Here is a 22267-nt window from a genome sequence, read left to right as displayed (position 1 = left end):
AGATTTCCCATAGCGTAAGCTAGTAAGATCCCTGAAAGATGATCAGGTTGATAGGTTCGAGGTGGAAGCATGGTGACATGTGGAGCTGACGAATACTAATAGATCGAGGACTTAACCATATAATATGAAGCAATGTTATCTAGTTTTGAAAGAATATAAAAAACTTGTTGACTTTCAAAGTGAAATAAGTTACAATAATTCTTGTCTTAAATGAATACAGTCTGGTAATGATGGCAGAGAGGTCACACCCGTTCCCATACCGAACACGGAAGTTAAGCTCTCTAGCGCCGATGGTAGTTGGGACCTTGTCCCTGTGAGAGTAGGACGTTGCCAGGCAAATGGAGGATTAGCTCAGCTGGGAGAGCACCTGCCTTACAAGCAGGGGGTCGGCGGTTCGATCCCGTCATCCTCCACCATTTAGCCGACTTAGCTCAATTGGTAGAGCAACTGACTTGTAATCAGTAGGTTGGGGGTTCAAGTCCTCTAGTCGGCACCAGAAATCATGGCGGTTGTGGCGAAGTGGTTAACGCACCGGATTGTGGCTCCGGCATTCGTGGGTTCGATTCCCATCAGTCGCCCCATTTTTCTTAAATAAATTAATATGCGGGTGTGGCGGAATTGGCAGACGCACCAGACTTAGGATCTGGCGCCTTTGGCGTGGGGGTTCGACTCCCTTCACCCGCACTTTTAATTAAATAGCTCATACATGTCTTGCGGAAGTAGTTCAGTGGTAGAATACAACCTTGCCAAGGTTGGGGTCGCGGGTTCGAATCCCGTCTTCCGCTCCAATTTTCAATATGACATGCCGGGGTGGCGGAACAGGCAGACGCACAGGACTTAAAATCCTGCGGTGGGTGACCACCGTGCGGGTTCGACCCCCGCCCTCGGCACCATATGCGCCCGTAGCTCAATTGGATAGAGCGTTTGACTACGGATCAAGAGGTTAGGGGTTCGACTCCTCTCGGGCGCGCTTTTATTAACGGGAAGTGGCTCAGCTTGGTAGAGCACCTGGTTTGGGACCAGGGGGTCGCAGGTTCAAATCCTGTCTTCCCGATATTCCCAAAAAACATGGGGCCTTAGCTCAGCTGGGAGAGCGCCTGCCTTGCACGCAGGAGGTCAGCGGTTCGATCCCGCTAGGCTCCACTTATTTTAATATCATTTATGGCGGTGTAGCTCAGCTGGCTAGAGCGTACGGTTCATACCCGTGAGGTCGGGGGTTCGATCCCCTCCGCCGCTACCATAAAGGACCTTTAGCTCAGCTGGTTAGAGCAGACGGCTCATAACCGTCCGGTCGTAGGTTCGAGTCCTACAAGGTCCACCATTAGAAGTTTATATCTCGGAGGTATACCCAAGTTCGGCTGAAGGGATCGGTCTTGAAAACCGACAGGCGGCGAGAGTCGCGCGGGGGTTCGAATCCCTCTACCTCCTCCATTTTTTCTTAATTAAATATTTTATCGTCGCGGGGTGGAGCAGTCTGGTAGCTCGTCGGGCTCATAACCCGAAGGTCGCAGGTTCAAATCCTGTCCCCGCAACCAAGGTCCCGTGGTGTAGTGGTTAACATGCCTGCCTGTCACGCAGGAGATCGCCGGTTCGACCCCGGTCGGGACCGCCATTTTTACATAAAGGCTCGGTAGCTCAGTCGGTAGAGCAGAGGACTGAAAATCCTCGTGTCGGCGGTTCGATTCCGTCCCGAGCCACCATTTTGAAGTCGCAAGCCGGCTTAGCTCAATTGGTAGAGCAACTGACTTGTAATCAGTAGGTTGGGGGTTCAAGTCCTCTAGCCGGCACCACTTTCAAAATGAGCCATTAGCTCAGTTGGTAGAGCATCTGACTTTTAATCAGAGGGTCGAAGGTTCGAGTCCTTCATGGCTCACCATTTACAATTTAATGCGGGTGTAGTTTAGTGGTAAAACAAGAGCCTTCCAAGCTCTGGTCGAGAGTTCGATTCTCTTCACCCGCTTTTCAATTATGGGCCTATAGCTCAGCTGGTTAGAGCGCACGCCTGATAAGCGTGAGGTCGATGGTTCGAGTCCATTTAGGCCCACCATAATTGTTCCGCAGTAGCTCAGTGGTAGAGCTATCGGCTGTTAACCGATCGGTCGTAGGTTCGAGTCCTACCTGCGGAGCCATATTTATAGAGAAGTACCCAAGTGGCTCAAGGGGCTCCCCTGCTAAGGGAGTAGATCGCGAACGCGGTGCGAGGGTTCGAATCCCTTCTTCTCTGCCAGAACTGGCCCGTTGGTCAAGTGGTTAAGACACCGCCCTTTCACGGCGGTAACACGGGTTCGAATCCCGTACGGGTCATATTAAAAGAGATAGCATAATCTGCTATCTCTTTTTTGTTGTGTAAAAGTGGACTTTGGATAGAAAAAGAGATACTCAAGGTCATTAACGAAATGGCACTTAGAAATATATCATAGCTGGAAAAATCCTAAGGAATTAGTTGTAGAGTTATTAGATACAGTTGAATAATAAAAATTGAAATATGGGTCGCTCAACTAAAGGATGCTTTAATTGAGCTTTTTAATATTGAAATTTCTGTATTAGGCGCTACCACAGAAAACAAATAGTATAAATAGAAGAAGCTGTCTTTCAATAGGTGATCTACTGGAGACAGCTTTTTTATGATGCTAACGTTGTCGAGTTTTGTCGGTAAGTCGATATATTGCAAAAATCGCCGATATAATTTGAGTTACGGTCGATAAATTTCAATAATCGCTGATATATTTGGAGTTACAGTCGATATATTCTAAAAATCGCCGATATAATTTCACTTACCGACAAAAACATAAGAAAATCCCTTTCACAATCTAAAGAAAACGCCTCCATTGAAATGGATTCCACACCTATTCCAATAACTTTACACTCTATGTGAAAAAGTTCACAAATAGGTCATAATTTGTGAAGTAATTCACAATAATACGTGCTACAATATGAGTGTAAAGAAGTTAAACAACATTAAATTAGTATTTTAATTAATTACTTAAACAATCATAAAAAATATATGTGAACAATAGAGAGGGGAAATTACCATGAAAAAAGGTATCAATCGTGTAGTATTAGTAGGAACAGGAGCTGTAGGTTGTAGTTACGCTTACTCAATGATTAACCAAGGTGTAGCTGAAGAATTCGTATTAGTAGATGTTAATGAAGCAAAAGCAGAAGGGGAAGCAATGGACTTAAGCCATGCGGTACCATTCTCTCCATCACCAACAAAAGTTTGGAGCGGTAGCTATGCAGATTGTAAAGATGCAGATTTAGTAGTTATCACTGCTGGATTACCACAAAAGCCAGGTGAAACTCGTTTAGACTTAGTTGAGAAAAATACAAAAATCTTTAAACAAATCGTTCGCGGTATTATGGATAGCGGATTCGATGGAATCTTCTTAATCGCAACTAACCCAGTTGATATTTTAACTTACGTAACTTGGAAAGAATCTGGTCTACCAAAAGAGCGTGTAATTGGTTCTGGTACTACTTTAGACTCTGCTCGTTTCCGTTACATGTTAGGTGACTACTTAGATGTAGATCCACGTAACGTTCATGCTTACATCGTTGGTGAACACGGTGACACTGAACTTCCAGTATGGAGTCACGCTACTATCGGTGTACAAAAACTAGAAACAATCTTAGCTAACAACGAACAGTACAAACAAGAAGACTTAGACAAAATCTTCGAAAACGTACGTGATGCAGCTTACCATATCATCGAGCGTAAAGGTGCAACTTATTACGGAATCGGTATGTCACTACTTCGTGTAACTAAAGCAATCTTAAACAACGAGAACAGCGTATTAACTGTATCTGCATACCTTGAAGGTCAATACGGTGAGAAAGATGCTTACGTAGGTGTTCCAGCTGTAATTAACCGTGAAGGTGTACGTGAAATCGTAGAGCTTGAGTTAAATGAGGATGAAAAAGCGAAATTTGCTCATTCTGTAAAAGTATTAAAAGAAACAATGGCACCAGTACTATAATAATAATTGCTAAATAATCCAGAAGTGGGGAACTACTTCTTACTTCTGGATTTATATATAATTTAATATAAATTCCTTTTCCGGTTTCCCTTGTATATCCCCAATATACCCCTTTTGCTGGATCAGGGTCGTTTATAGAAAAGAGCACTCTACTTTGCGTAGAGTGCTCTTTTCTATTATCATTTTTTAGGCGTTAATCCCAATTTCTTTAAAATATCTGCCAGTGTACCGCTTTTTGATTTTTCAATAGGTGTTTGTGATTTAGATGCATCGGGACCTTTTTTCAAGAAGTTCTTTTCAACGAAGCGAATATCTTTTTCGTCAACAATACCATCTTTATTTAGGTCACCGTCTTTCACAGATACTCCTTTTTTACCATAGTTGCTAGCGATAATTTCAGCATCTTTTATATCAATTACTTTATCGCCATTTACATCACCTGCAAGGTTTTCATCAAGGCGTGCATAATAATATTGGCCAATTAGCTTACCGTCTTTTTCAGTACCAAGTTTCGTTGTTAGTCGGCTTGTTAAATGCCCTGGTACTTCTACATATAAGTTATAGTCGCGTTTATTAACAGGAAGTCCATTTAGTTTGAAGTATCCGTATTTATCTAGTGAGCCTTCAAACTTATGACGGTAAGAATCTGTTGCATATACTTTTACGCCAAGCTTTGTATAATCGAATTTCTCATCTAAATAGCCACGTTCATTTAAGAATGCACCAGGTTTAATATTTCCTTCTACTAGTGAGTTTAAAGACATAACTGAGAATGTTTGATCTTGAAGGACACGCATTCTATTTGGCTCTGATTCACCTTGTTTCCAGTAAGCGAACACTGATAAATCTAATTGAGCATTTGCTTCATAAAATTCATCATTTTCTACCTTAAAAGTTATATCAATGAACGGGAAGTCACCATCTAATCCAGCGAAGTTTTTATCATCAATAGCCCCGCCTACTGTAACAGAACCTTCTTCTAGTTTTGATTCATTTATTTTTGCGGTTACCCCTTTTTCAGAAAGGAGTTTTTCAAAAGCAGGATTCAATTTCACATTTGCAAATTTGAAGTTCTTCTCTAGGAATTTTACGTTAAATGCCCCAGCAACGAATTGTTTTACGTGTTTCGCGTTTAGGGTTACTGTGAACTCGTCCCCTTTATATACTTCTTTTTTATCATAACTAGCCTTTGCATATTGAGCTCCTTGCGGGATAAACCAATAATTATTTACACCGCTTGGATAGTCAGGACCTGCAGTTGCATAATCGAAAATATATACACCTGTGTTCATTGGACCTTCCACTTTAAAGGATTCAGGAGTAATGCCAACTTTAAAGTCACCATTTGCATTAATAGGTAAAAACTTATGCAAGTATGGAGAATAGTCATAATACATAACTCCATTTGCTTCTTGCGTAATGTTTAATCCTTTTCCTTTTAAGTAGTCAACGTTCGAATCATACACATTTCCTTTAATCCATAACGCTTTTTTACCATCTTCTACTGTGTAATTTTCTTCATTTAATTCATAAATACCAGGTTTTAATCCAGTTAATTTTACTTCTGGCGGTGTATTATCAATTACGACATAATCACCTTTCACACGCGCTTTCCCAGCTTTATCATAGCCAACAAACTCTATTGTATAGTCTCCTTCTGGTAAGTTGATTTTCTCATCACCAATTGGTTTTGCAGGGTCATTTGTGAAAGGATACACTTTTCCGTTAAAGAATGAATCTAAGTAGTAATACACATCCGTTTTTAGTCCAGTCGTGTTTAATGTCCCAATGAAGCCGAGTGCTTTATTTGTTTTTGAATCTTTCACGATAAGGTCTAACGTTTCAAGTTCGCTATTTAATTGGAATGCCCCGTGAACATATGATTCACCATATGGATTAAACTTTGATGTATCAGTGGAAATTGCTTTTCTTGATAATATTGCATTTTCAATACCAGGTTCTGATACACGAATAGAGAACGGAATTTGGTACGTTTCTTCTTTATTTTTCGTATTTGTAATATGAATATATCCTTCATATCGGCCTTGTTTTACACCGGCTGGAACATTAATTTTTGCTTCAATTTCATCTGCTTTCCCAGCATCAAGTGTAATTGTTTCTGGAACAGAAACTTTTACACCGTTTGCGGTAGCATCGTTAATAGAAGAAGATGCTGGTGTATAAGAAATTTCTGTTTTAAATTCTTTTTTCTCTTGTTTATTATGGTTTTCCACTTTTATATTTCGTTTTTGTTCAAGAGCTTCACCGTCTTTTTGATAGAACTTCCCGAATGCAATGGATCCAGTTTCTTCAGGGACTTCAATTACTTCATCATTTACAACTGTTTTTGTTGTATCTAGCACTTTAAAACTAGTTTCCGTATGAACGGCGTTGTACGCATCTACTCGTCCAGCTCCAACTTCATATACGGAATACTTTTCTTTTAAATCATCAGCTGTGTTCATAAGAGACGCCTTTACATCGAATGGAGAGTATTCTGGGTGTTCTTGTAAAATAAGAGCAGCAACGCCCGCGATATGAGGAGAAGCCATAGATGTTCCTTGCATACGCTCGTAGGAAACGTCATAGTTTTCGCCCTCTTGTGGGTCGTTAATATATTCAGGTACTGTTGAAAGTACAGCAACACCAGGCGCTGTAATATCTGGTTTAATATCATCATTTGATGTAACAGGGCCGCGTGAGCTAAAGTCTGCAAGATGATCGCCTTCTGTTTGAATATAACTAAGTTCGTCAAAGGTAAAGGATGTATTACCTTGTTCGATTTGAGCTTTTAGTTTCTCACCATCTTCTTTCGTTAGGCGGAATGCGGGAATGTATTTTGTACTTTCGCCAACGTAGAAAGGAATTTCTCCGTCCACATTGTTATAAATAATAACGGCTTTTGCACCAGCTTGTTTTGCATTCGCAATTTTTTCATCAAATGACAGTGTACCGCGTGCAACGAGAGCGATTTTTCCTTTTACATCTTTTTTACTAAACTCGTCAGGCGTACCGATTCCTACCGATTCGATAGATAACGTTTGTCCCTTGAAATCTTCTATTTTATCAGTGAAGTTTTTGCCAAATAAAATCAAGTTAGGGAATTGTACTTGTCCAGCATGACTTGATAGTTTCGGTAAGGAAATAGAGCTATCACTTGCTCCAACCGTAATTGCAAATGGAGAAGCACCTGGTGATCCGAGTGTCGCTGGATTTGGACCAGAGTTTCCAGCGGCAACGACTGTAACAACACCGGAAAGCATTGCGTTGTTAACAGCGATAGACGTTGGATCAAGCGGATTGTTGCTCTCGTCACCTAACGATAAGTTAATAACGTTCATACCGTCAGAAATAGATTTATCGATTGCAGCAATAATACCTGAACTATCGCCACTTCCGTATGGACCGAGTACACGATAGTTATACAGTTCAATGTCAGGTGCAACACCTTTTACTGCGGAATCTGATTTGTTTTTCTTTTGCGCAGAAACGATACCTGCTACGTGAGTACCGTGGGCTGTGTAGAAGGAAGAGCCACGATCATCAAATTCAGGAGCGCCAGATTGTTGCCACTCTGTATAAGTTGTTTCCATCGGATCTGCATCGTTATTAATAAAGTCCCAACCTTTTACTGAGTTTGGATCTACCTTGCTAGAGTCTTCGCCAGGTTTTGCGCGATAGCCCTTATACACGTCTTTTAGGTCAGGATGATTGTAATCAATACCTGTATCTAATACACCAACTTTAATTCCTTTTCCGGTAATGCCTTCGCTATGTAACTTATCGACCCCAATTTGCGGAATACTATCTGTTAGTTTTTGAGGTGCTTTCTGCTCTGCTTGTTTTGGTAAATTTAGTTTCACTTCATAATCTTTCCAAATACGCTTTACAACGCCAATTCGTAACAATTCTTCTACTGTATTTGCAGGTAACGTCAGCGCAACACCATTTATCGCATGTTTATAAGAACGTTTAATTTGTACAGACTGGAAGTTCCCTGACTTTACTGATGGGCTAAATTGATAAAGGCGTTTTAGTCCTTTTTGAAATTCCTCATGCTCTTGATCAATACGCGCTTTTATATTTTCAGGAGCAGCTTGTAATCCTTTTTCTTTTTGTTTTAATTCATTAATCTTTACTGGAGCTGTTTGAAATTCTACAATGATATTTACTGGTTCAGAACTACTTGTATTAATATCTGGAGAGATAGTAAAACCAGGGTTGGCATCTAACGTTTGTAATGCCTGACGCTGTTCTTTAGAAAGTTTTGATAGTAAAGACTGGGCGTTTGAAGAGTCAATTTGGTTAATAGGATTTTCAGCAAGTACATTGAACGGAAGGGCAGTTGAAAGCAGAACGCCAGCCGTTACAATTCCGGTAACAAAACGATTTTTCTTTTTCATGTATAAGCCTCCGATAATTTATATTTTAAAAATTATTTTTCCGTGCCTGGTGTTTGCTCTGCATGGAATGTCCAGTTTAGCTGTAAGGAATCACCCTGGAATTTATTTTGATCTTGTTCGTTGTCTTCGAAGGAGAAGAGCACGTGTAAATAATCTGTTTCACCAGATTTAATACCGTCTATTAAGTTATGACGTTCTAGAGAAGTAGCCACATCTTCAGGTTTCATAGTTTTTAATTCTGATAGTTTTGTTTCCCACAAAATTTCATGATCATCGTTTGGATTAGATGGCTTTCCATCATTCACTAAAAATTTGACGATGATGTGATCGCCTAAATCTTCACCATCATTATTTTTCTTTGCATCTGTAATTTCATAGGATGTTTCAAGTGCTACTTTTGCAATATCCAATGACCCTTTATTTTCAAGCGTGAAATTTTTTTCAATAAAGTCGCCTGGTTTTAAATCTTTCACATTAACAATTACACTTGGATTAATAGAAAGGTCTAGTGTTCCAGCTTGAAATGAGTTACTAGATGTTTCTGAATTACTGAAGTAGGCGAATACACCGCCGAATGTAAGGGATAAGCCAAGCGTTGCTGTGACAACTCCCATTCCAACCTTTTGTTTTAATGACATAAGAAAGCCCCCTAATTAAATTTTTATAGCGACTGTTCGTAACAAGGATAAATAAGTAAACATAGTAGTCCGCTATGAATTGTAGTTACGAAAAGTCTTTGTTCTTTATTGAGAACAAGTATATGCTTATCAATTTTCCATTTCAATACAATTGTGACGAAAAATGTTGAGAAACATTTTTTTATGACAGATTATTTTGTTACGATTTTAAGTGTAAAATAGGATGAAAAAGAGGATGAAGCTAATAAAATAGAGGTTGAGAAATAAATAGTAAGATGAAAGACTAGTGAAAAATGAAGCGTTTCAATGAATATTCGTCAAAATTCGATATTTTATATAGAAATGTGAAAAAAATTCAACATTTTTAAGAAAAAAACGTATATTTTTTATAAATTAACAAGGATATTTCAGTTTTTCGCAGAATTGGTAAAGTATAAAAAATTCTGTCATCTTAGTGAGGTGAGCATATTGAGTGTAATAAATTGTGAAGAAGTGAAACGAGATGAGTTTCATACAGAAAAGTATTATGACAGTTATAACATCTTTGGCGCACATATTGTGACGGAAGATGAGATGCGAGGTGTACGATTTACAGTATGGGCTCCTCATGCGAAAGCAATGAGTGTTGTTGGAGATTTTAATGAATGGGATTATGAGCAACATAAGATGCTGCAAGTGACAGAAGAGGGAATTTGGTCCCTATTTATACCGCATATAGAAGAAAGAGAAATATATAAATATGCGATTGAAACGATGGCTGGTGATGTCATTCTTAAGGCAGATCCGTATGCTGTGTATGCAGAAGTAAGACCGAATACGGCATCTGTAGTTTTTGATATAAAGGGATACGAATGGAATGATAAAAACTGGAGTCGTAAGAAAAAGAAAAAATCGGTTTATAAAGAAGCGATGACAGTTTATGAATTACATTTCGGTTCTTGGAAAAAGAAAGAAGATGGAACACTGTACTCTTACAGGGAAATGGCAGAAGAACTCATTCCTTATGTGGTGGAACATCAATTTACACATATTGAAATTATGCCGCTTGTTGAGCATCCATATGATCGTTCTTGGGGATATCAAGGAACGGGATATTATGCAGCAACGAGTAGATTCGGCACACCACATGATTTGATGCATTTTGTCGATGAATGTCATAAATATGGAATCGGTGTCATTTTAGATTGGGTGCCGGGGCATTTTTGTAAAGATGCTCACGGTTTATATTTGTTTGATGGGACACCGACTTATGAATATAAAGATAAAGATGTGCAAGAAAATCCAGTATGGGGAACTGTCAACTTTGATTTAGGAAAGAGGGAAGTACGTAATTTCTTAATTTCAAATGCGTTATTTTGGATGAGATATTTCCATATTGATGGTTTCAGGGTAGATGCAGTTGCGAACATGCTGTACTGGAATAAAGAAGGACAAGAGCAAAGTAATGAGCACGCTGTTTCATTTTTACGAGAGTTAAATGAAGCTGTGTTTGCAGAGGATGAAGATTTTCTTATGACAGCAGAGGATTCAACAGCTTGGCCACTTGTAACAGCTCCAACGTATGAAGGTGGGCTTGGATTCAATTACAAATGGAATATGGGCTGGATGAATGACGTGCTGAAATATATGGAATGTGCGCCAGAGTATAGAAAATATATTCATGATAAAATGACGTTCTCTTTACTATATGCTTACTCTGAAAATTTCATATTACCGCTTTCTCATGATGAAGTCGTTCATGGGAAAAAGTCGTTATTAAATAAAATGCCAGGAGACTACTGGGATAAGTTTGCTCAACTTCGTTTATTATATGGATATTTCTTTACTCACCCAGGAAAGAAATTACTTTTCATGGGAGGAGAATTCGGGCAGTTTGATGAGTGGAAAGACCTTGAAGATTTAGATTGGAATTTACATGATTTTGAAATGCATCGTTATATGCATGATTACTTTAAAGAGCTCATAGCATTGTATAAGCGCTCCAAACCACTTTGGCAGCTTGATCATTCGCCTGAAGGTTTTCAGTGGATTGATGCTAATAATAATGAGCAAAGTATTTTCTCTTTTATCCGCCAAGGGGATAAACAAGAAGATGCGTTAGTTGTCGTATGTAATTTTACGAAAGCTACATATGAAAACTATAAAGTAGGTGTACCAGATTTTGAGTATTATAACGAGATTTTAAACAGTGATGCTGAGCAATATGGCGGATCAGGGCAAGTAAATAAGAAACGTCTGAAGGCGATTCAAGAACCGTTTCATAATCAAGCAGCACATGTAGAAATTACAATTCCACCATTTGGCGTATCCATATTACGACCAGTGAAGACGAGAAAGGGGAGCAAAAAACAAGATGGCTCAAAAACAAAAGTGCGTAGCAATGTTACTAGCAGGGGGAAAAGGTAGTCGATTAAGTGCATTAACAAAAAATTTAGCCAAGCCAGCTGTTCCATTTGGTGGTAAATATCGCATTATTGATTTTACGCTAAGTAACTGCGCGAATTCTGGTATTGAAACGGTTGGGATTTTAACGCAATATCAACCGCTAGAACTTCATAATTATATCGGAATTGGCAATGCGTGGGATTTAGACCGAGTAAGCGGTGGAGTCACAGTATTACCTCCTTATGCGGAGTCTTCGGGTGTGAAGTGGTACACAGGTACGGCAAGTGCCATTTATCAAAACTTAAACTATTTAAGTCAATATGAACCAGAGTATGTTCTCATTTTATCAGGTGACCATATTTATAAAATGGATTACAGTAAAATGCTAGATTACCATATTGAGAAAGAAGCGGACGTTTCCATTTCTGTTATTGAAGTGCCTTGGGATGAAGCGAGTCGCTTTGGCATTATGAATACGAACGAAGAGATGGAGATTGTTGAATTTGAGGAGAAACCGCAATTTCCAAGAAGTAATCTTGCATCAATGGGAATTTATATTTTTAACTGGGCGATTTTGAAAGAGTATTTAGAAATGGATGCAAGAAACCCTGAATCTAGTAATGATTTCGGAAAAGATGTGCTTCCGCTTTTATTAGATGAAGGGAAGAAGCTAATGGCGTATCCGTTTGAAGGATATTGGAAAGATGTTGGTACAGTGAAGAGCTTATGGGAAGCGAATATGGATTTACTGCGCGATGAAACATCACTGAATTTAAACGACCGTGACTGGCGTATTTATTCTGTTAATCCAAACGAACCGCCTCAATATATTGCTGAAAAGGCAAGAGTAGAAGAATCACTTATTAACGAAGGATGCGTCATCGAAGGGGACGTGAAGCATTCTGTATTATTCCAAGGGGTGACGGTGGAAGAAGGTAGTATGGTTATTGATTCTGTCGTTATGCCAGGAGCGAAGATTGGCAAAAATGTTGTGATTGAAAGGGCAATTGTTGGATCGGAAATGGTTATTGAAGATGGAACAATTATTCGTCCGGAAAAAAATGTTGACGATGTAGTACTCATTGCTGAAGGGAAATAGAAAAGGGGGATGAAATGAATGGGAGAAAAAATGTTAGGAATTATTAATGCAACGGGAAGTTTTCCTTCCTTAAAGAAAGTAACAGGGCATCGTTCACTAGCGGCGTTACCGTTTGGGGGCCGTTATCGACTCATTGATTTCATGCTTTCAAATATGGTGAATTCTAATATTCATAGTGTGGCAGTTTTTACAAGCCATAAAAACCGTTCACTAATGGATCACGTTGGTTCAGGCAAACAGTGGGATTTAGATAGAAAACGAGACGGACTGTTTTTATTCCCGCCAAATTGCCAATGTGATCAAGATGAATTTGGATCTTTTGCACATTTTAGAAGACATATTGATTATTTTCTAAGAAGCAGAGAAGAGTACGTCGTGATTACGAATAGCCATCTCGTAACAGCATTAAATTTTCAAGCAGTGTTAGAGCGACATATACATACGGCAGCTGATATTACGGAAGTTTGCCATGAAGGGGTTTCGCTTCAAACATACGTGTTAAAGAAACAATTATTGTTAGATTTATTTGAGTCATATAAAGATGTGGAGCAATATAGCTTATTCGATGTAGTGAGAGAAAAGCGCGGAAAATCACTACATATTGCTACATATGAGCATACAGGATATGTAGCTATTATTGATTCGATTGAAAGTTACTATAAACATAGCTTAGAAATTTTGCAACCTGCTATTTGGAAGCAACTATTTAAGAAAGAAGCACCGATCTTTACGAAAGTAAAAGATGAACCACCAACTCGTTATGTAAAGGGTGCAGCTGTGAAAAACACAATGATTGCAAACGGCAGTATTATTGAAGGTGAAGTAGAAAATAGCGTTGTCTCCCGTTCTGTTAAAATTGGAAAAGGTTCAATTGTTCGTAATAGCATTATTATGCAAAAGAGCCAAATTGGAGATAATTGTATAATAGACGGTGTTATTATTGATAAAGATGTGAAAATTGGTGACGGTGTTGTCTTAAAAGGAAACGCCGATGAGCCATACGTTGTAGAAAAAGGAAGCATTCAAAACAGTACGATTAATAGTTATTCTTAAGAAATCAGTGGGGGTTTTTCCTCCACTGATTCAAGTTTTAATTTAAATGAAAACTCGAAGGGAGGAAGCTGCAAGGGAAGTAGTATAAGCTTTTCGTGCAGTGGGACAACAAGTGAATATTTTATTTGCAGTATCAGAATGTGTACCATTTGTTAAATCGGGAGGATTAGCTGATGTAGCAGGTGCGCTCCCAAAAGAGCTAAAAAAATTAGGTGTGGAAGTTCGCATTATACTCCCGAATTATAGTCTTATTCCGCAAAAATTAAGGGACGGATGTACGCTACATAAAGTAATTAACGTCCCGCTTGGCTGGAGAAATCAATATTGCGGAATTTTAAAAGGTGAGCAAGACGGGATTACGTATTACTTAATAGATAATGAATATTATTTTAAGAGGGATTCTCTGTATGGTCATTATGATGACGGAGAGCGTTTTTCTTATTTTTCGAAAGCAGTTTTAGAGTGTATTCCTCATCTTGATTTTGAAGTGGATGTTCTTCATAGCCACGATTGGCATACAGCTATGGTCAATTTCTTACTACGTGAAAAGTATCAAGATAACCCATTATATGAGCATATTAAAACAGTATATACGATTCATAACTTGCAGTTCCAAGGTGTATTTCCTCCTGAAGTGATGTACGACTTGCTAGAACTTGGTGATGAATATTTTCATAGTGAGCAGTTAGAGTTTTATGGAAATGTGAACTTTATGAAGGGCGGTATTATCGCTTCTGATCAAATTACAGCAGTTAGCCCGACATATAAAGAAGAAATTCAATATGAATTTTTCGGTGAGAAGTTAGATGGATTGTTGCGAAAATATAATGGTAAGCTTAGTGGCATTGTAAATGGAATTGATACGAGCGTGTATAATCCAGAAACGGATTCGTATATTACTGCTCAGTACGATGCAGATTCATTATATGAAAAGAATGAAAATAAACGCGCGTTGCAGCGTTATTTTGGTTTGCCGGAAAAAGAAGATACGCCGATTATTTCAATGGTAACGAGATTAACGAAGCAAAAAGGTCTTGATTTAGTACGTACTGTATTCCGTGAAATAATGGAAGAAGATGTACAATGTATTATTTTAGGATCAGGTGATTCGGAATATGAACAATTCTTCGAGTGGATGGCATATGAGTATCCTGAGAAGGTAAAAGTGTACATCGGTTTTAATGAAGAATTAGCTCACCAAGTATATGCGGGAAGTGATTTATTCTTAATGCCATCACTGTTTGAACCGTGTGGACTTGGACAACTTATCGCATTAGCGTACGGTACGATTCCAATTGTAAGAGAGACAGGCGGATTAAATGATACGGTACAATCTTATGACGAAGAAACTGGAGAAGGAAATGGTTTCAGTTTCACGAACTTTAATGCACATGACATGTTACACACTGTTCGTCGTGCAATTGAATTTTATCATGATAAACCGGTATGGGAGCAGCTTGTAAAACAAGCAATGACTGAAGATTATAGCTGGGAAAAATCAGCCCTTGCTTATAAAAAATTGTATAAAAGTCTCATGGAATAACATGTAGGTGGTGAAGAGATGTTTACTCATGTTGAAAGTTTCAAATCAGCTTTTCTAGAAAAGTTAGAGACGATGTATGGTAAAAGTTTCAAAGAATCTACAACTCGTGATCAATACAATACGCTTGGGTACATGGTACGTGAGTATATGAATAGTCAATGGATTGCAACGAATGAAAGTTATCGGTCTGGAGAGCGAAAGCAAATGTATTACTTATCCATTGAGTTTTTACTTGGGCGTTTGCTTGGAAGTAACATATTAAATTTAGGCATCAAGGATGTATGTGAGCAAGGGCTTTCTGAGCTTGGAATTTCGTTGCAACAATTAGAAGAGGTGGAAGCAGATGCAGGTCTTGGAAATGGTGGACTTGGACGGTTAGCAGCCTGTTTCCTTGATTCACTTGCATCTTTAAACTTACCAGGTCATGGGTGCGGAATTCGTTACAAACACGGCTTATTTGATCAAAAAATTGTTGATGGTTATCAAGTTGAATTTCCAGAACAGTGGCTTCTTCATGAAAATGTATGGGAAGTAAGAAGGCATGATCAAGCTGTAGAAGTAAGTTATTTCGGCAATGTTGAACCGCTCTACATTGATGGGCGTTTAGAATTCAGGCATACAAATGCAGAAGTAATTATGGCCGTACCATATGACGTTCCAGTAGTAGGTTATGAGACGAGTACTGTAAATACACTTAGACTTTGGAATGCGGAACCAGTTCCTTTCCCACAAAATTGCAAAGATATTTTGAAATATAAGCGTGAAACAGAGGCGGTATCGGAGTTTTTATATCCAGATGATACGCATGATGAGGGGAAAATACTTCGTTTGAAACAACAGTATTTCCTCGTATCAGCAAGCTTGCAAAATATCGTTCGTATGCATAGAGAAAGATATGGTGACCTTCGTCAATTACATGAGAAAATTGCGATTCATATTAATGATACCCATCCAGTTTTGGCGATTCCAGAACTGATGCGTATTTTATTAGATGAAGAAAAACTAGCATGGGAAGAAGCTTGGCACATAACGACGCAAACGATTTCTTATACGAATCATACGACGTTATCAGAAGCACTTGAAAAGTGGCCAATTCACATTTTTAAACCGTTATTACCGAGAATTTATATGATTATTGAAGAGATTAATGAACGTTTCTGTCATGAACTTTGGGAACGTTATCCGTATGAATGGCATCGTATTGAAGAGATGGCGATTATTGCGCATGATCTCGTGAAAATGGCTCATTTAGCAATTGTCGGTAGCCATAGTGTAAACGGTGTAGCAAAAATTCATACGGAGATTTTAAAACAGCGTGAAATGCGATTGTTTTATGAGTTTTATCCAGATAAGTTTAATAATAAAACGAATGGAATCGCTCATAGACGCTGGTTAATGAAGGCGAATCCGCAGCTGACGAACCTTATTTCAGAGGCGATTGGAACAGAGTGGAAGAAAGAACCGATTAAGCTTCAAGAGCTACAATTAGTTCAATACGATGCGAGTTTCCAAGAGAAATTTGCAGAGGTAAAACAAGAGCGTAAAGAGATTTTAGCAGCGCGCATTCATCATACAATGGGGATTACAATTGATCCTAATTCTATTTTTGATGTGCAAGTAAAAAGGCTACATGCTTACAAGCGACAATTATTAAATGTTCTTCATATTTTATATTTGTATAACCGTTTGAAAGAGGATGCTAGTTTTACATTTTATCCGCGTACTTTTATTTTTGGAGCGAAAGCATCACCTGGCTATTACTATGCGAAAAAAATTATTAAATTAATAAATGAACTTGCAAGGAAAGTGAATAACGATCCGTACGTAAGCCAATATATGAAAGTTATCTTTCTAGAAAACTATCGAGTGTCTGTAGCGGAAGATATATTCCCAGCGGCCGATGTAAGTGAACAAATTTCAACAGCGAGTAAAGAAGCATCTGGAACAGGCAATATGAAATTTATGATGAATGGTGCGATTACGCTCGGCACGTTAGACGGAGCGAATATTGAAATAAAAGATAGAGTCGGTGATGATAACTGTTTCATTTTCGGCTTAACGGCCGAAGAAGTTCTTCATTACAATCAAAATGGTGGATATCGTGCAAGTGATTATTATCACCACAATGGGCACATTAAAAAGGTAGTAGATCAGCTAACGAATGGTTTCTTTGCACAGTCGGGAGCTGAATTTGAAGCAATTTACGATTCTCTCGTTATTCAAAATGATGAATATTTCGTTCTGCGAGATTTTGGCCCATATGCGGAAAAGCAAGAAGCTGTTGGTAGAGCTTATGAGAACCGAACGAAGTGGCTCGAAATGTCGATTTTAAATATTGCACAATCTGGTCATTTTGCGAGCGATCGAACGATTTTACAGTATAGTAATGAGATTTGGGGTATTGGTAATACAGTTACGCAAATTTAAAGAGATTGCTACGTTGGAAAAGATTATATGAAATTTATATCGGCGATTTTTAAGATATATCAGCGATTCTTAACTTTTATCGGCGGTTTTCACATTTTATCGACCGATACTTAAAATATATCAGCGATTTTTAAGATATATCGATTTACCGACAAAAAATGACACTGATAAATAAACCGAGCTTAAACTTATTAAGCTCGGTTTTCTTTTTTTGCTTAAGAAAGAAATGGGATCGCAGTATATATGATACCTGTTCCATCATATTCTCCTGTCGCAAAGTATGAAAATGTAAAGAAACCTGTAAACGTAAAAATTACAATGAGAAAAAGTGCAAAGATAAATTTTAGCATGTAAGGTCCCCTCATCCAAAAGTAAATTCATATATTATTATAGTATAAGGATATTTAATTTCCAATTGTTTACTGGTTAAAAATGAGAAGTCAGACATGTTTTGTATGTTGTCATGGCATGATTATTTGTAATAGATTTTGTGTTTTTTGTAAAAGTCATGTTGTGATGAACGTGTGCATATTCCCAGTCTTGGTCATTAAAATTTATGTTTCGAGGAGGAAGAAGTGGAACGACATCAAATAAATTGACGAAACGAAAGCTACTAGCTACTTGCAGTTTATAATAATTCCGAAAGGCGATATCTCCCACTTTTGGGGAGGCAAATGTATACAGACCGTACTGTGCGAAGGCAGTGTTTATACGCGCATCGAGTATATGTAGTGTAGCGAGTGCGCCGCCTAAACTATGACCTGTTGCAAGAAGTTTCTTATGGGCTGGTAATGATACGAGCATATCCATAATAGAATCTCGGCAAGATTCATAAATGGAAAGAAAGCCGTTATGGACATTTCCGCTATTTAAAGCATATGGGTATGGTTTTTGGTTAACGAGTGAATCGATAATCCAGTCTGTATCTGTTTGTGTCCCGCGAAAAGCTACAATAACGGTATCCTCAGATTCTAGTATGAATCCGAACCATTCTGTCGTTTGAATGGTTTTTCCTTGAAAGCCTTGTACATATTGAAAACCATCTGGTATTTCAAAAATCCCATTTTGTTTATATTGTTCATATGTTAACTCACAACAAGAAGCTAACAGTATGGCAGTATCTTTATCAAAGGATAAAGGAGTACGCATTAAGGGAGCCTCCTTAAGAAAAGGTATAGTTCAATATATGCAGTGAGGGACTTGATTCATTCTTTTAGAAAAAAACCTTGAAACTACAGTTACGTGAGGGAGTATGATTTTTGTAAACATACTGTTAGGAGGAGTGTAAGATAAGCAAAAGAGAAGGCTATCCAATTGGTGAGTTTTCAAGGAGAAGAGGCGTGGCTTAACGAAGTGATGGAGTATTATATGATTCGAAGTGGTTTGTATAGTCCACCTAAATAAAAAGAGCCCTATAAGGGCCCTATTTACTCTTTTCCATCTAATAAACGACCAAGTCCACCTAAAACACTACCTTCACCAGTGCTTTGTGCTGCTGGGCTTGTCAGGCGTGCTGCTAAGCGGCTAAGTGTTAAGGACTGGATCCAAACTGTTCCAGGGCCTTCTAACGTTGCGAAGAATAAACCTTCGCCGCCAAATAGAGCTGTTTTTACTTTTCCAACGAACTCGACATCGTAATTAACGTCTTTTGTCATGGCAACGAGACAACCTGTATCAATGCGAAGTTTTTCGCCAGGCTTTAATTCACGTTTGTATACAGTTCCGCCTGCATGCATGAAAGCAAGTCCATCACCTTCAAGTTTTTGCATGATGAAACCTTCACCACCGAAGAAACCAGTTCCTATTTTTTTCGTAAACTCAATGCCGATAGAAACGCCTTTTGCGGCACAAAGAAACGCATCTTTTTGACAAACTACTTTCCCTTGATATTCTGTTAAATCTACAGGAATAATTTTACCCGGATAAGGAGCAGCAAAGGATACGTGACGCTTGCCGTGACCTGTATTTGTAAATACAGTCATAAACATGCTTTCCCCTGTAACGAGACGCTTACCAGCGCCCATTAACTTTCCGAATAAACCTCCAGATGGTCCAGAACCATCACCGAAGATTGTTTCCATTTCGATGTAATCTTCCATCATCATCATTGCGCCAGCTTCTGCAATAACGCTTTCTTCTGGGTCTAACTCAATTTCAACAAACTGCATATCATCGCCGTATAATTTATACTCGATTTCATGTGCTTGCATTTTTTTCACCTCATAAATATGTAGTAATTATATTGTACAGAAATTATTAGAATTAGAACACTATAGTTTTGTTAATTTTCCAATAAAATATGAATATGGAAGTTCAACATTATATTAAAATTATAAAAAAATAATGGAATGAAAGTGTTCTCATTTGACGTTTTGGATATAGCGTGATATAGTGAAGTCACTATTGAGCTACATAATGTGGTACGGAAATAAAGCACGTTGAATTAAAGGCTGTAAGCTTGTTATACATTCATGTCCTTTATATCCACCTTTTCATGTGGATTCATAGTTTCATTTTTATTTAGGAGGTACATGACATGCAAACAGGTAAAGTTAAATGGTTCAACAGCGAAAAAGGTTTCGGTTTCATCGAAGTTGAAGGTGGAGACGATGTATTCGTTCACTTCTCAGCTATCCAAGGTGACGGATTCAAAACTTTAGAAGAAGGTCAAGAAGTTTCTTTCGAAATCGTTGAAGGTAACCGTGGACCACAAGCTGCTAACGTTACAAAAAACTAATTAGCTAGCGATAAAAAGCATTCCGATTTTCGGAATGCTTTTTTTTATTCTTTGGAACTCGACTCATTTGAAGATAATTCGCCCTTAAAGGTACGCTCTTCAAAGTCATCAAGCATTTGCTCATATTCTTCATGTTCTTCCGTAGCGAAAACTTGCGGATTTTTTCCATACATATCTGTACCGATAAAGTTTTCAAAATCCTCTACGTAGCCTACGTTTTCTTCACTATTTACGTACATGCCGTTATAGTTTTTCGAATCTTGTCTTTCTAAATCAGATGGTGTTTCAGATGTTCCGTAATTGGCAACATCTTGCCATGCATCTTCTGCATCATATTCAACAGAACGATCTTCATCATGTTTGTGGAAAGAAGGAGATAACACTTCTTCTTCGACTGGTCGTGTATTCATATTTAACTTATTTGTCGCGTGCTGGATGCATGTTGTAGCAGTCGGCATTGCTTCTAATCTTTCAAATGGAATTTCTTCACCAGATACTTCGCAAATGCCGTAAGTACCCGCTTCTATTTTTTGCAGGGCATGTTTCGTATCCTCTAGCTGTTTATGCCAAAGTTCAATAAGCCCGAAGTCTTTTTCACGTTCATATAGCTCTGTTGCCATATCAGCCGGATGGTTATCGTAGCTAGATAATTCTCCAACAGATTCACGTTCAGATGCACGATCTTCATTTTCGTGTGTTTGTATCGTTTGCTCTAGTTCTTGTTTTTGTTTTTCTAAAACGGATTTAAATTGATTTATTTGTTGTGGAGTTAACATAGTCGTCCACCTTCCTACAATTCAGTTTCTTTACATAGTATGAGCGTTGCGAGTAGGAATTATGAGCTGAAATTGGTATATGAAAAAGGAGCCGCATTAGCAGCTCCTTTTAAAGGAAATATCCAAGTAATAATCCGATTCCCATGAGGAGACCGAAGATTGTATTTGTTTTTGCTGTTGCTATCATCGCAGGTACCATTTCCATTGGAATGCTTTTGCCGATAAAGCCTTTCGTCGCTTTAAATGCTTTCGGTGCACTTAAAAATACGATAAGCATCCATGGTGATACAATGCCCACGATAATTAAAGCAATTGTCCAAATGTAGGAAACGATGAACATAGAAGCAAGTACACCGACCGCTCGCTCGCGTCCAACGAGAATGGCTAACGTTTTACGACCGTTTTCTTTATCGCCATCTAAGTCACGGATGTTATTAGCTAGTAAAATGGCACCAATTAAAATGGAGCTTGGAATAGATAGTAAAACGACTTCTGATGTTACAGTTCCAGTTTGAATAAAGAATGAAATCCCGATAATAATGACACCCATAAATAATCCGGCTGTTAACTCTCCAAATGGTGTATAGGCAATTGGAAGTGGACCGCCTGTATAAAGATAAGCAACGGCCATACAAACAAGACCGATTGCAGCAAGCCACCAGCTAGAATTCATACAAATATAAACACCTAATAGTATTGCGATGCCGAAAAATCCAAATGCTAAGTTAAGCACTGTTTTTGGCTGAATGCCATCGCGAACGATAGCGCCGCCGATACCAACTGAACCTTCGTGATCAAGTCCTCTTTTGTAATCAAAATATTCATTAAACATGTTTGTTGCTGCCTGAATGAGAAGACAAGCAAGAAGCATTATAAGGAAAAGAGGGAGATGTATTTGATTTATACCTCCGACCTGCATTGCATAGGCTGTTCCGATGAAAACAGGAACGAAAGCTGCTGTTAATGTATGGGGACGTAGTAAACTCCACCAAATGCGCCAGCCTGTTTGCTTGCTTGGCTTTGGCGCCGTAGGAGAGGAATTCGTTTCGACGTTCATTTCCATGTTGAATCCTCCTTTGGTCACATATTGTACACAACTAAGTGTAGAAAAAGCATCATTTAGTGTCAACGTTTATTTTCTAGGAAGAGAAGGTGAATTTCTCAGAAATGCTAAACGTTGACAGGCCTTTCGTTTGAGGTGTATCTTAAAATCAAGCGTAATTATGACT

14 protein-coding genes, 22 tRNA genes and 2 rRNA genes are annotated in these 22267 nt (G+C 38.5%); 31 read left to right on the top strand and 7 right to left on the bottom strand.

Annotated features, from left to right (window positions below; translation table 11 throughout):
* From PQF83_RS15305 to PQF83_RS15185, 25 genes are all read left to right on the top strand, one after another.
* Nucleotides 1-119: ribosomal RNA gene (locus PQF83_RS15305) — 23S ribosomal RNA — on the top strand; the annotation flags it as partial.
* Nucleotides 120-220: 101 nt separating this feature from the next.
* A 5S ribosomal RNA gene (gene rrf, locus PQF83_RS15300) occupies nucleotides 221-336 on the top strand.
* Nucleotides 337-340: 4 nt separating this feature from the next.
* A tRNA-Val gene (locus tag PQF83_RS15295) sits at nucleotides 341-416 on the top strand.
* Between the two features lie 4 nt (nucleotides 417-420).
* A tRNA-Thr gene (locus tag PQF83_RS15290) sits at nucleotides 421-496 on the top strand.
* Between the two features lie 9 nt (nucleotides 497-505).
* Nucleotides 506-581 (top strand) — tRNA-His (locus tag PQF83_RS15285).
* Between the two features lie 22 nt (nucleotides 582-603).
* Nucleotides 604-684, top strand: a tRNA-Leu gene (locus tag PQF83_RS15280).
* Between the two features lie 29 nt (nucleotides 685-713).
* Nucleotides 714-788, top strand: a tRNA-Gly gene (locus PQF83_RS15275).
* A gap of 16 nt (nucleotides 789-804) precedes the next feature.
* Nucleotides 805-893: transfer RNA gene (locus PQF83_RS15270), tRNA-Leu, on the top strand.
* A gap of 3 nt (nucleotides 894-896) precedes the next feature.
* A tRNA-Arg gene (locus PQF83_RS15265) sits at nucleotides 897-970 on the top strand.
* Nucleotides 971-980: 10 nt separating this feature from the next.
* Nucleotides 981-1054 (top strand) — tRNA-Pro (locus PQF83_RS15260).
* Between the two features lie 16 nt (nucleotides 1055-1070).
* Nucleotides 1071-1143: transfer RNA gene (locus PQF83_RS15255), tRNA-Ala, on the top strand.
* 20 nt (nucleotides 1144-1163) lie between these two features.
* Nucleotides 1164-1240 (top strand) — tRNA-Met (locus PQF83_RS15250).
* 4 nt (nucleotides 1241-1244) lie between these two features.
* A tRNA-Ile gene (locus PQF83_RS15245) sits at nucleotides 1245-1321 on the top strand.
* Between the two features lie 17 nt (nucleotides 1322-1338).
* Nucleotides 1339-1431 (top strand) — tRNA-Ser (locus PQF83_RS15240).
* A gap of 27 nt (nucleotides 1432-1458) precedes the next feature.
* Nucleotides 1459-1535: transfer RNA gene (locus tag PQF83_RS15235), tRNA-Met, on the top strand.
* A 1-nt stretch (nucleotide 1536) separates the two neighbouring features.
* Nucleotides 1537-1612, top strand: a tRNA-Asp gene (locus tag PQF83_RS15230).
* Between the two features lie 12 nt (nucleotides 1613-1624).
* Nucleotides 1625-1700: transfer RNA gene (locus PQF83_RS15225), tRNA-Phe, on the top strand.
* Between the two features lie 14 nt (nucleotides 1701-1714).
* A tRNA-Thr gene (locus PQF83_RS15220) sits at nucleotides 1715-1790 on the top strand.
* A 10-nt stretch (nucleotides 1791-1800) separates the two neighbouring features.
* Nucleotides 1801-1876, top strand: a tRNA-Lys gene (locus PQF83_RS15215).
* A gap of 13 nt (nucleotides 1877-1889) precedes the next feature.
* Nucleotides 1890-1960, top strand: a tRNA-Gly gene (locus tag PQF83_RS15210).
* Between the two features lie 10 nt (nucleotides 1961-1970).
* A tRNA-Ile gene (locus tag PQF83_RS15205) sits at nucleotides 1971-2047 on the top strand.
* 7 nt (nucleotides 2048-2054) lie between these two features.
* Nucleotides 2055-2129 (top strand) — tRNA-Asn (locus tag PQF83_RS15200).
* Nucleotides 2130-2136: 7 nt separating this feature from the next.
* Nucleotides 2137-2227, top strand: a tRNA-Ser gene (locus PQF83_RS15195).
* A 5-nt stretch (nucleotides 2228-2232) separates the two neighbouring features.
* Nucleotides 2233-2304: transfer RNA gene (locus PQF83_RS15190), tRNA-Glu, on the top strand.
* Between the two features lie 728 nt (nucleotides 2305-3032).
* Entirely contained in the window at nucleotides 3033-3977 is a 945-nt protein-coding gene (locus PQF83_RS15185) for an L-lactate dehydrogenase (RefSeq protein ID WP_000715338.1), read from the top strand.
* 179 nt (nucleotides 3978-4156) lie between these two features.
* Here the strand turns inward: PQF83_RS15185 and PQF83_RS15180 are convergent, their stop codons facing one another.
* Entirely contained in the window at nucleotides 4157-8380 is a 4224-nt protein-coding gene (locus PQF83_RS15180) for a S8 family serine peptidase (protein ID WP_000728882.1), read from the bottom strand.
* Nucleotides 8381-8412: 32 nt separating this feature from the next.
* Nucleotides 8413-9018 (bottom strand): CalY family protein, encoded by a 606-nt coding sequence (locus tag PQF83_RS15175; protein WP_000053957.1) that lies wholly within the window; start codon nucleotides 9016-9018, stop codon nucleotides 8413-8415.
* A gap of 468 nt (nucleotides 9019-9486) precedes the next feature.
* Between PQF83_RS15175 and glgB the strand changes: the two genes are divergently transcribed.
* The 5 genes from glgB to glgP all read left to right on the top strand — a co-directional run bounded on the left by glgB (nucleotide 9487) and on the right by glgP (nucleotide 17525).
* Nucleotides 9487-11424 (top strand): 1,4-alpha-glucan branching protein GlgB, encoded by a 1938-nt coding sequence (gene glgB, locus PQF83_RS15170; protein WP_000111372.1) that lies wholly within the window; start codon nucleotides 9487-9489, stop codon nucleotides 11422-11424.
* Nucleotides 11372-12502 (top strand): glucose-1-phosphate adenylyltransferase, encoded by a 1131-nt coding sequence (glgC, locus tag PQF83_RS15165; protein WP_000057612.1) that lies wholly within the window; start codon nucleotides 11372-11374, stop codon nucleotides 12500-12502. Before glgB ends, glgC begins: the two co-directional genes overlap by 53 nt.
* A gap of 18 nt (nucleotides 12503-12520) precedes the next feature.
* A complete protein-coding gene (glgD, locus tag PQF83_RS15160; protein ID WP_000504156.1) occupies nucleotides 12521-13555 on the top strand; it encodes a glucose-1-phosphate adenylyltransferase subunit GlgD in 1035 nt (344 codons plus the stop codon).
* A 112-nt stretch (nucleotides 13556-13667) separates the two neighbouring features.
* The gene (gene glgA, locus PQF83_RS15155; RefSeq protein WP_002163487.1) at nucleotides 13668-15098 is read left to right on the top strand and encodes a glycogen synthase GlgA; all 1431 of its coding nucleotides are present in this window, start codon (nucleotides 13668-13670) and stop codon (nucleotides 15096-15098) included.
* 18 nt (nucleotides 15099-15116) lie between these two features.
* Nucleotides 15117-17525, top strand: coding sequence for a glycogen phosphorylase (gene glgP / locus PQF83_RS15150; RefSeq protein WP_000494087.1), 2409 nt, complete (start codon nucleotides 15117-15119; stop codon nucleotides 17523-17525).
* A 215-nt stretch (nucleotides 17526-17740) separates the two neighbouring features.
* Here glgP and PQF83_RS15145 read toward each other — a convergent pair whose 3' ends face one another.
* From PQF83_RS15145 to PQF83_RS15135, 3 genes are all read right to left on the bottom strand, one after another.
* Entirely contained in the window at nucleotides 17741-17875 is a 135-nt protein-coding gene (locus PQF83_RS15145) for a hypothetical protein (protein ID WP_000911070.1), read from the bottom strand.
* Between the two features lie 76 nt (nucleotides 17876-17951).
* A complete protein-coding gene (locus PQF83_RS15140) occupies nucleotides 17952-18674 on the bottom strand; it encodes a lipase family protein (protein WP_001260123.1) in 723 nt (240 codons plus the stop codon).
* Nucleotides 18675-18952: 278 nt separating this feature from the next.
* Nucleotides 18953-19735: a TIGR00266 family protein gene (locus tag PQF83_RS15135; protein ID WP_001147837.1), complete on the bottom strand. Its 783-nt coding sequence runs from the start codon at nucleotides 19733-19735 to the stop codon at nucleotides 18953-18955.
* Between the two features lie 326 nt (nucleotides 19736-20061).
* On the opposite strand from PQF83_RS15135, the gene cspD reads away from it, so the two are divergent.
* Nucleotides 20062-20262 (top strand): cold-shock protein CspD, encoded by a 201-nt coding sequence (cspD, locus tag PQF83_RS15130; protein WP_001193054.1) that lies wholly within the window; start codon nucleotides 20062-20064, stop codon nucleotides 20260-20262.
* 44 nt (nucleotides 20263-20306) lie between these two features.
* On the opposite strand, the gene PQF83_RS15125 is transcribed toward cspD, so the two are convergent.
* The gene (locus PQF83_RS15125; RefSeq protein ID WP_000957376.1) at nucleotides 20307-21038 is read right to left on the bottom strand and encodes a yteA family sporulation protein; all 732 of its coding nucleotides are present in this window, start codon (nucleotides 21036-21038) and stop codon (nucleotides 20307-20309) included.
* Between the two features lie 109 nt (nucleotides 21039-21147).
* The gene (locus tag PQF83_RS15120; RefSeq protein WP_000425747.1) at nucleotides 21148-22101 is read right to left on the bottom strand and encodes a 1,4-dihydroxy-2-naphthoate polyprenyltransferase; all 954 of its coding nucleotides are present in this window, start codon (nucleotides 22099-22101) and stop codon (nucleotides 21148-21150) included.
* Between the last annotated feature and the right edge of the window lie 166 nt (nucleotides 22102-22267).

It is taken from the genome of Bacillus sp. FF-1 (assembly GCF_028548245.1).
Lineage (GTDB): Bacteria > Bacillota > Bacilli > Bacillales > Bacillaceae_G > Bacillus_A > Bacillus_A paranthracis.
Note: the sequence above shows the minus strand (reverse complement) of the source record. Positions and strands in the feature narration are given on the sequence as shown.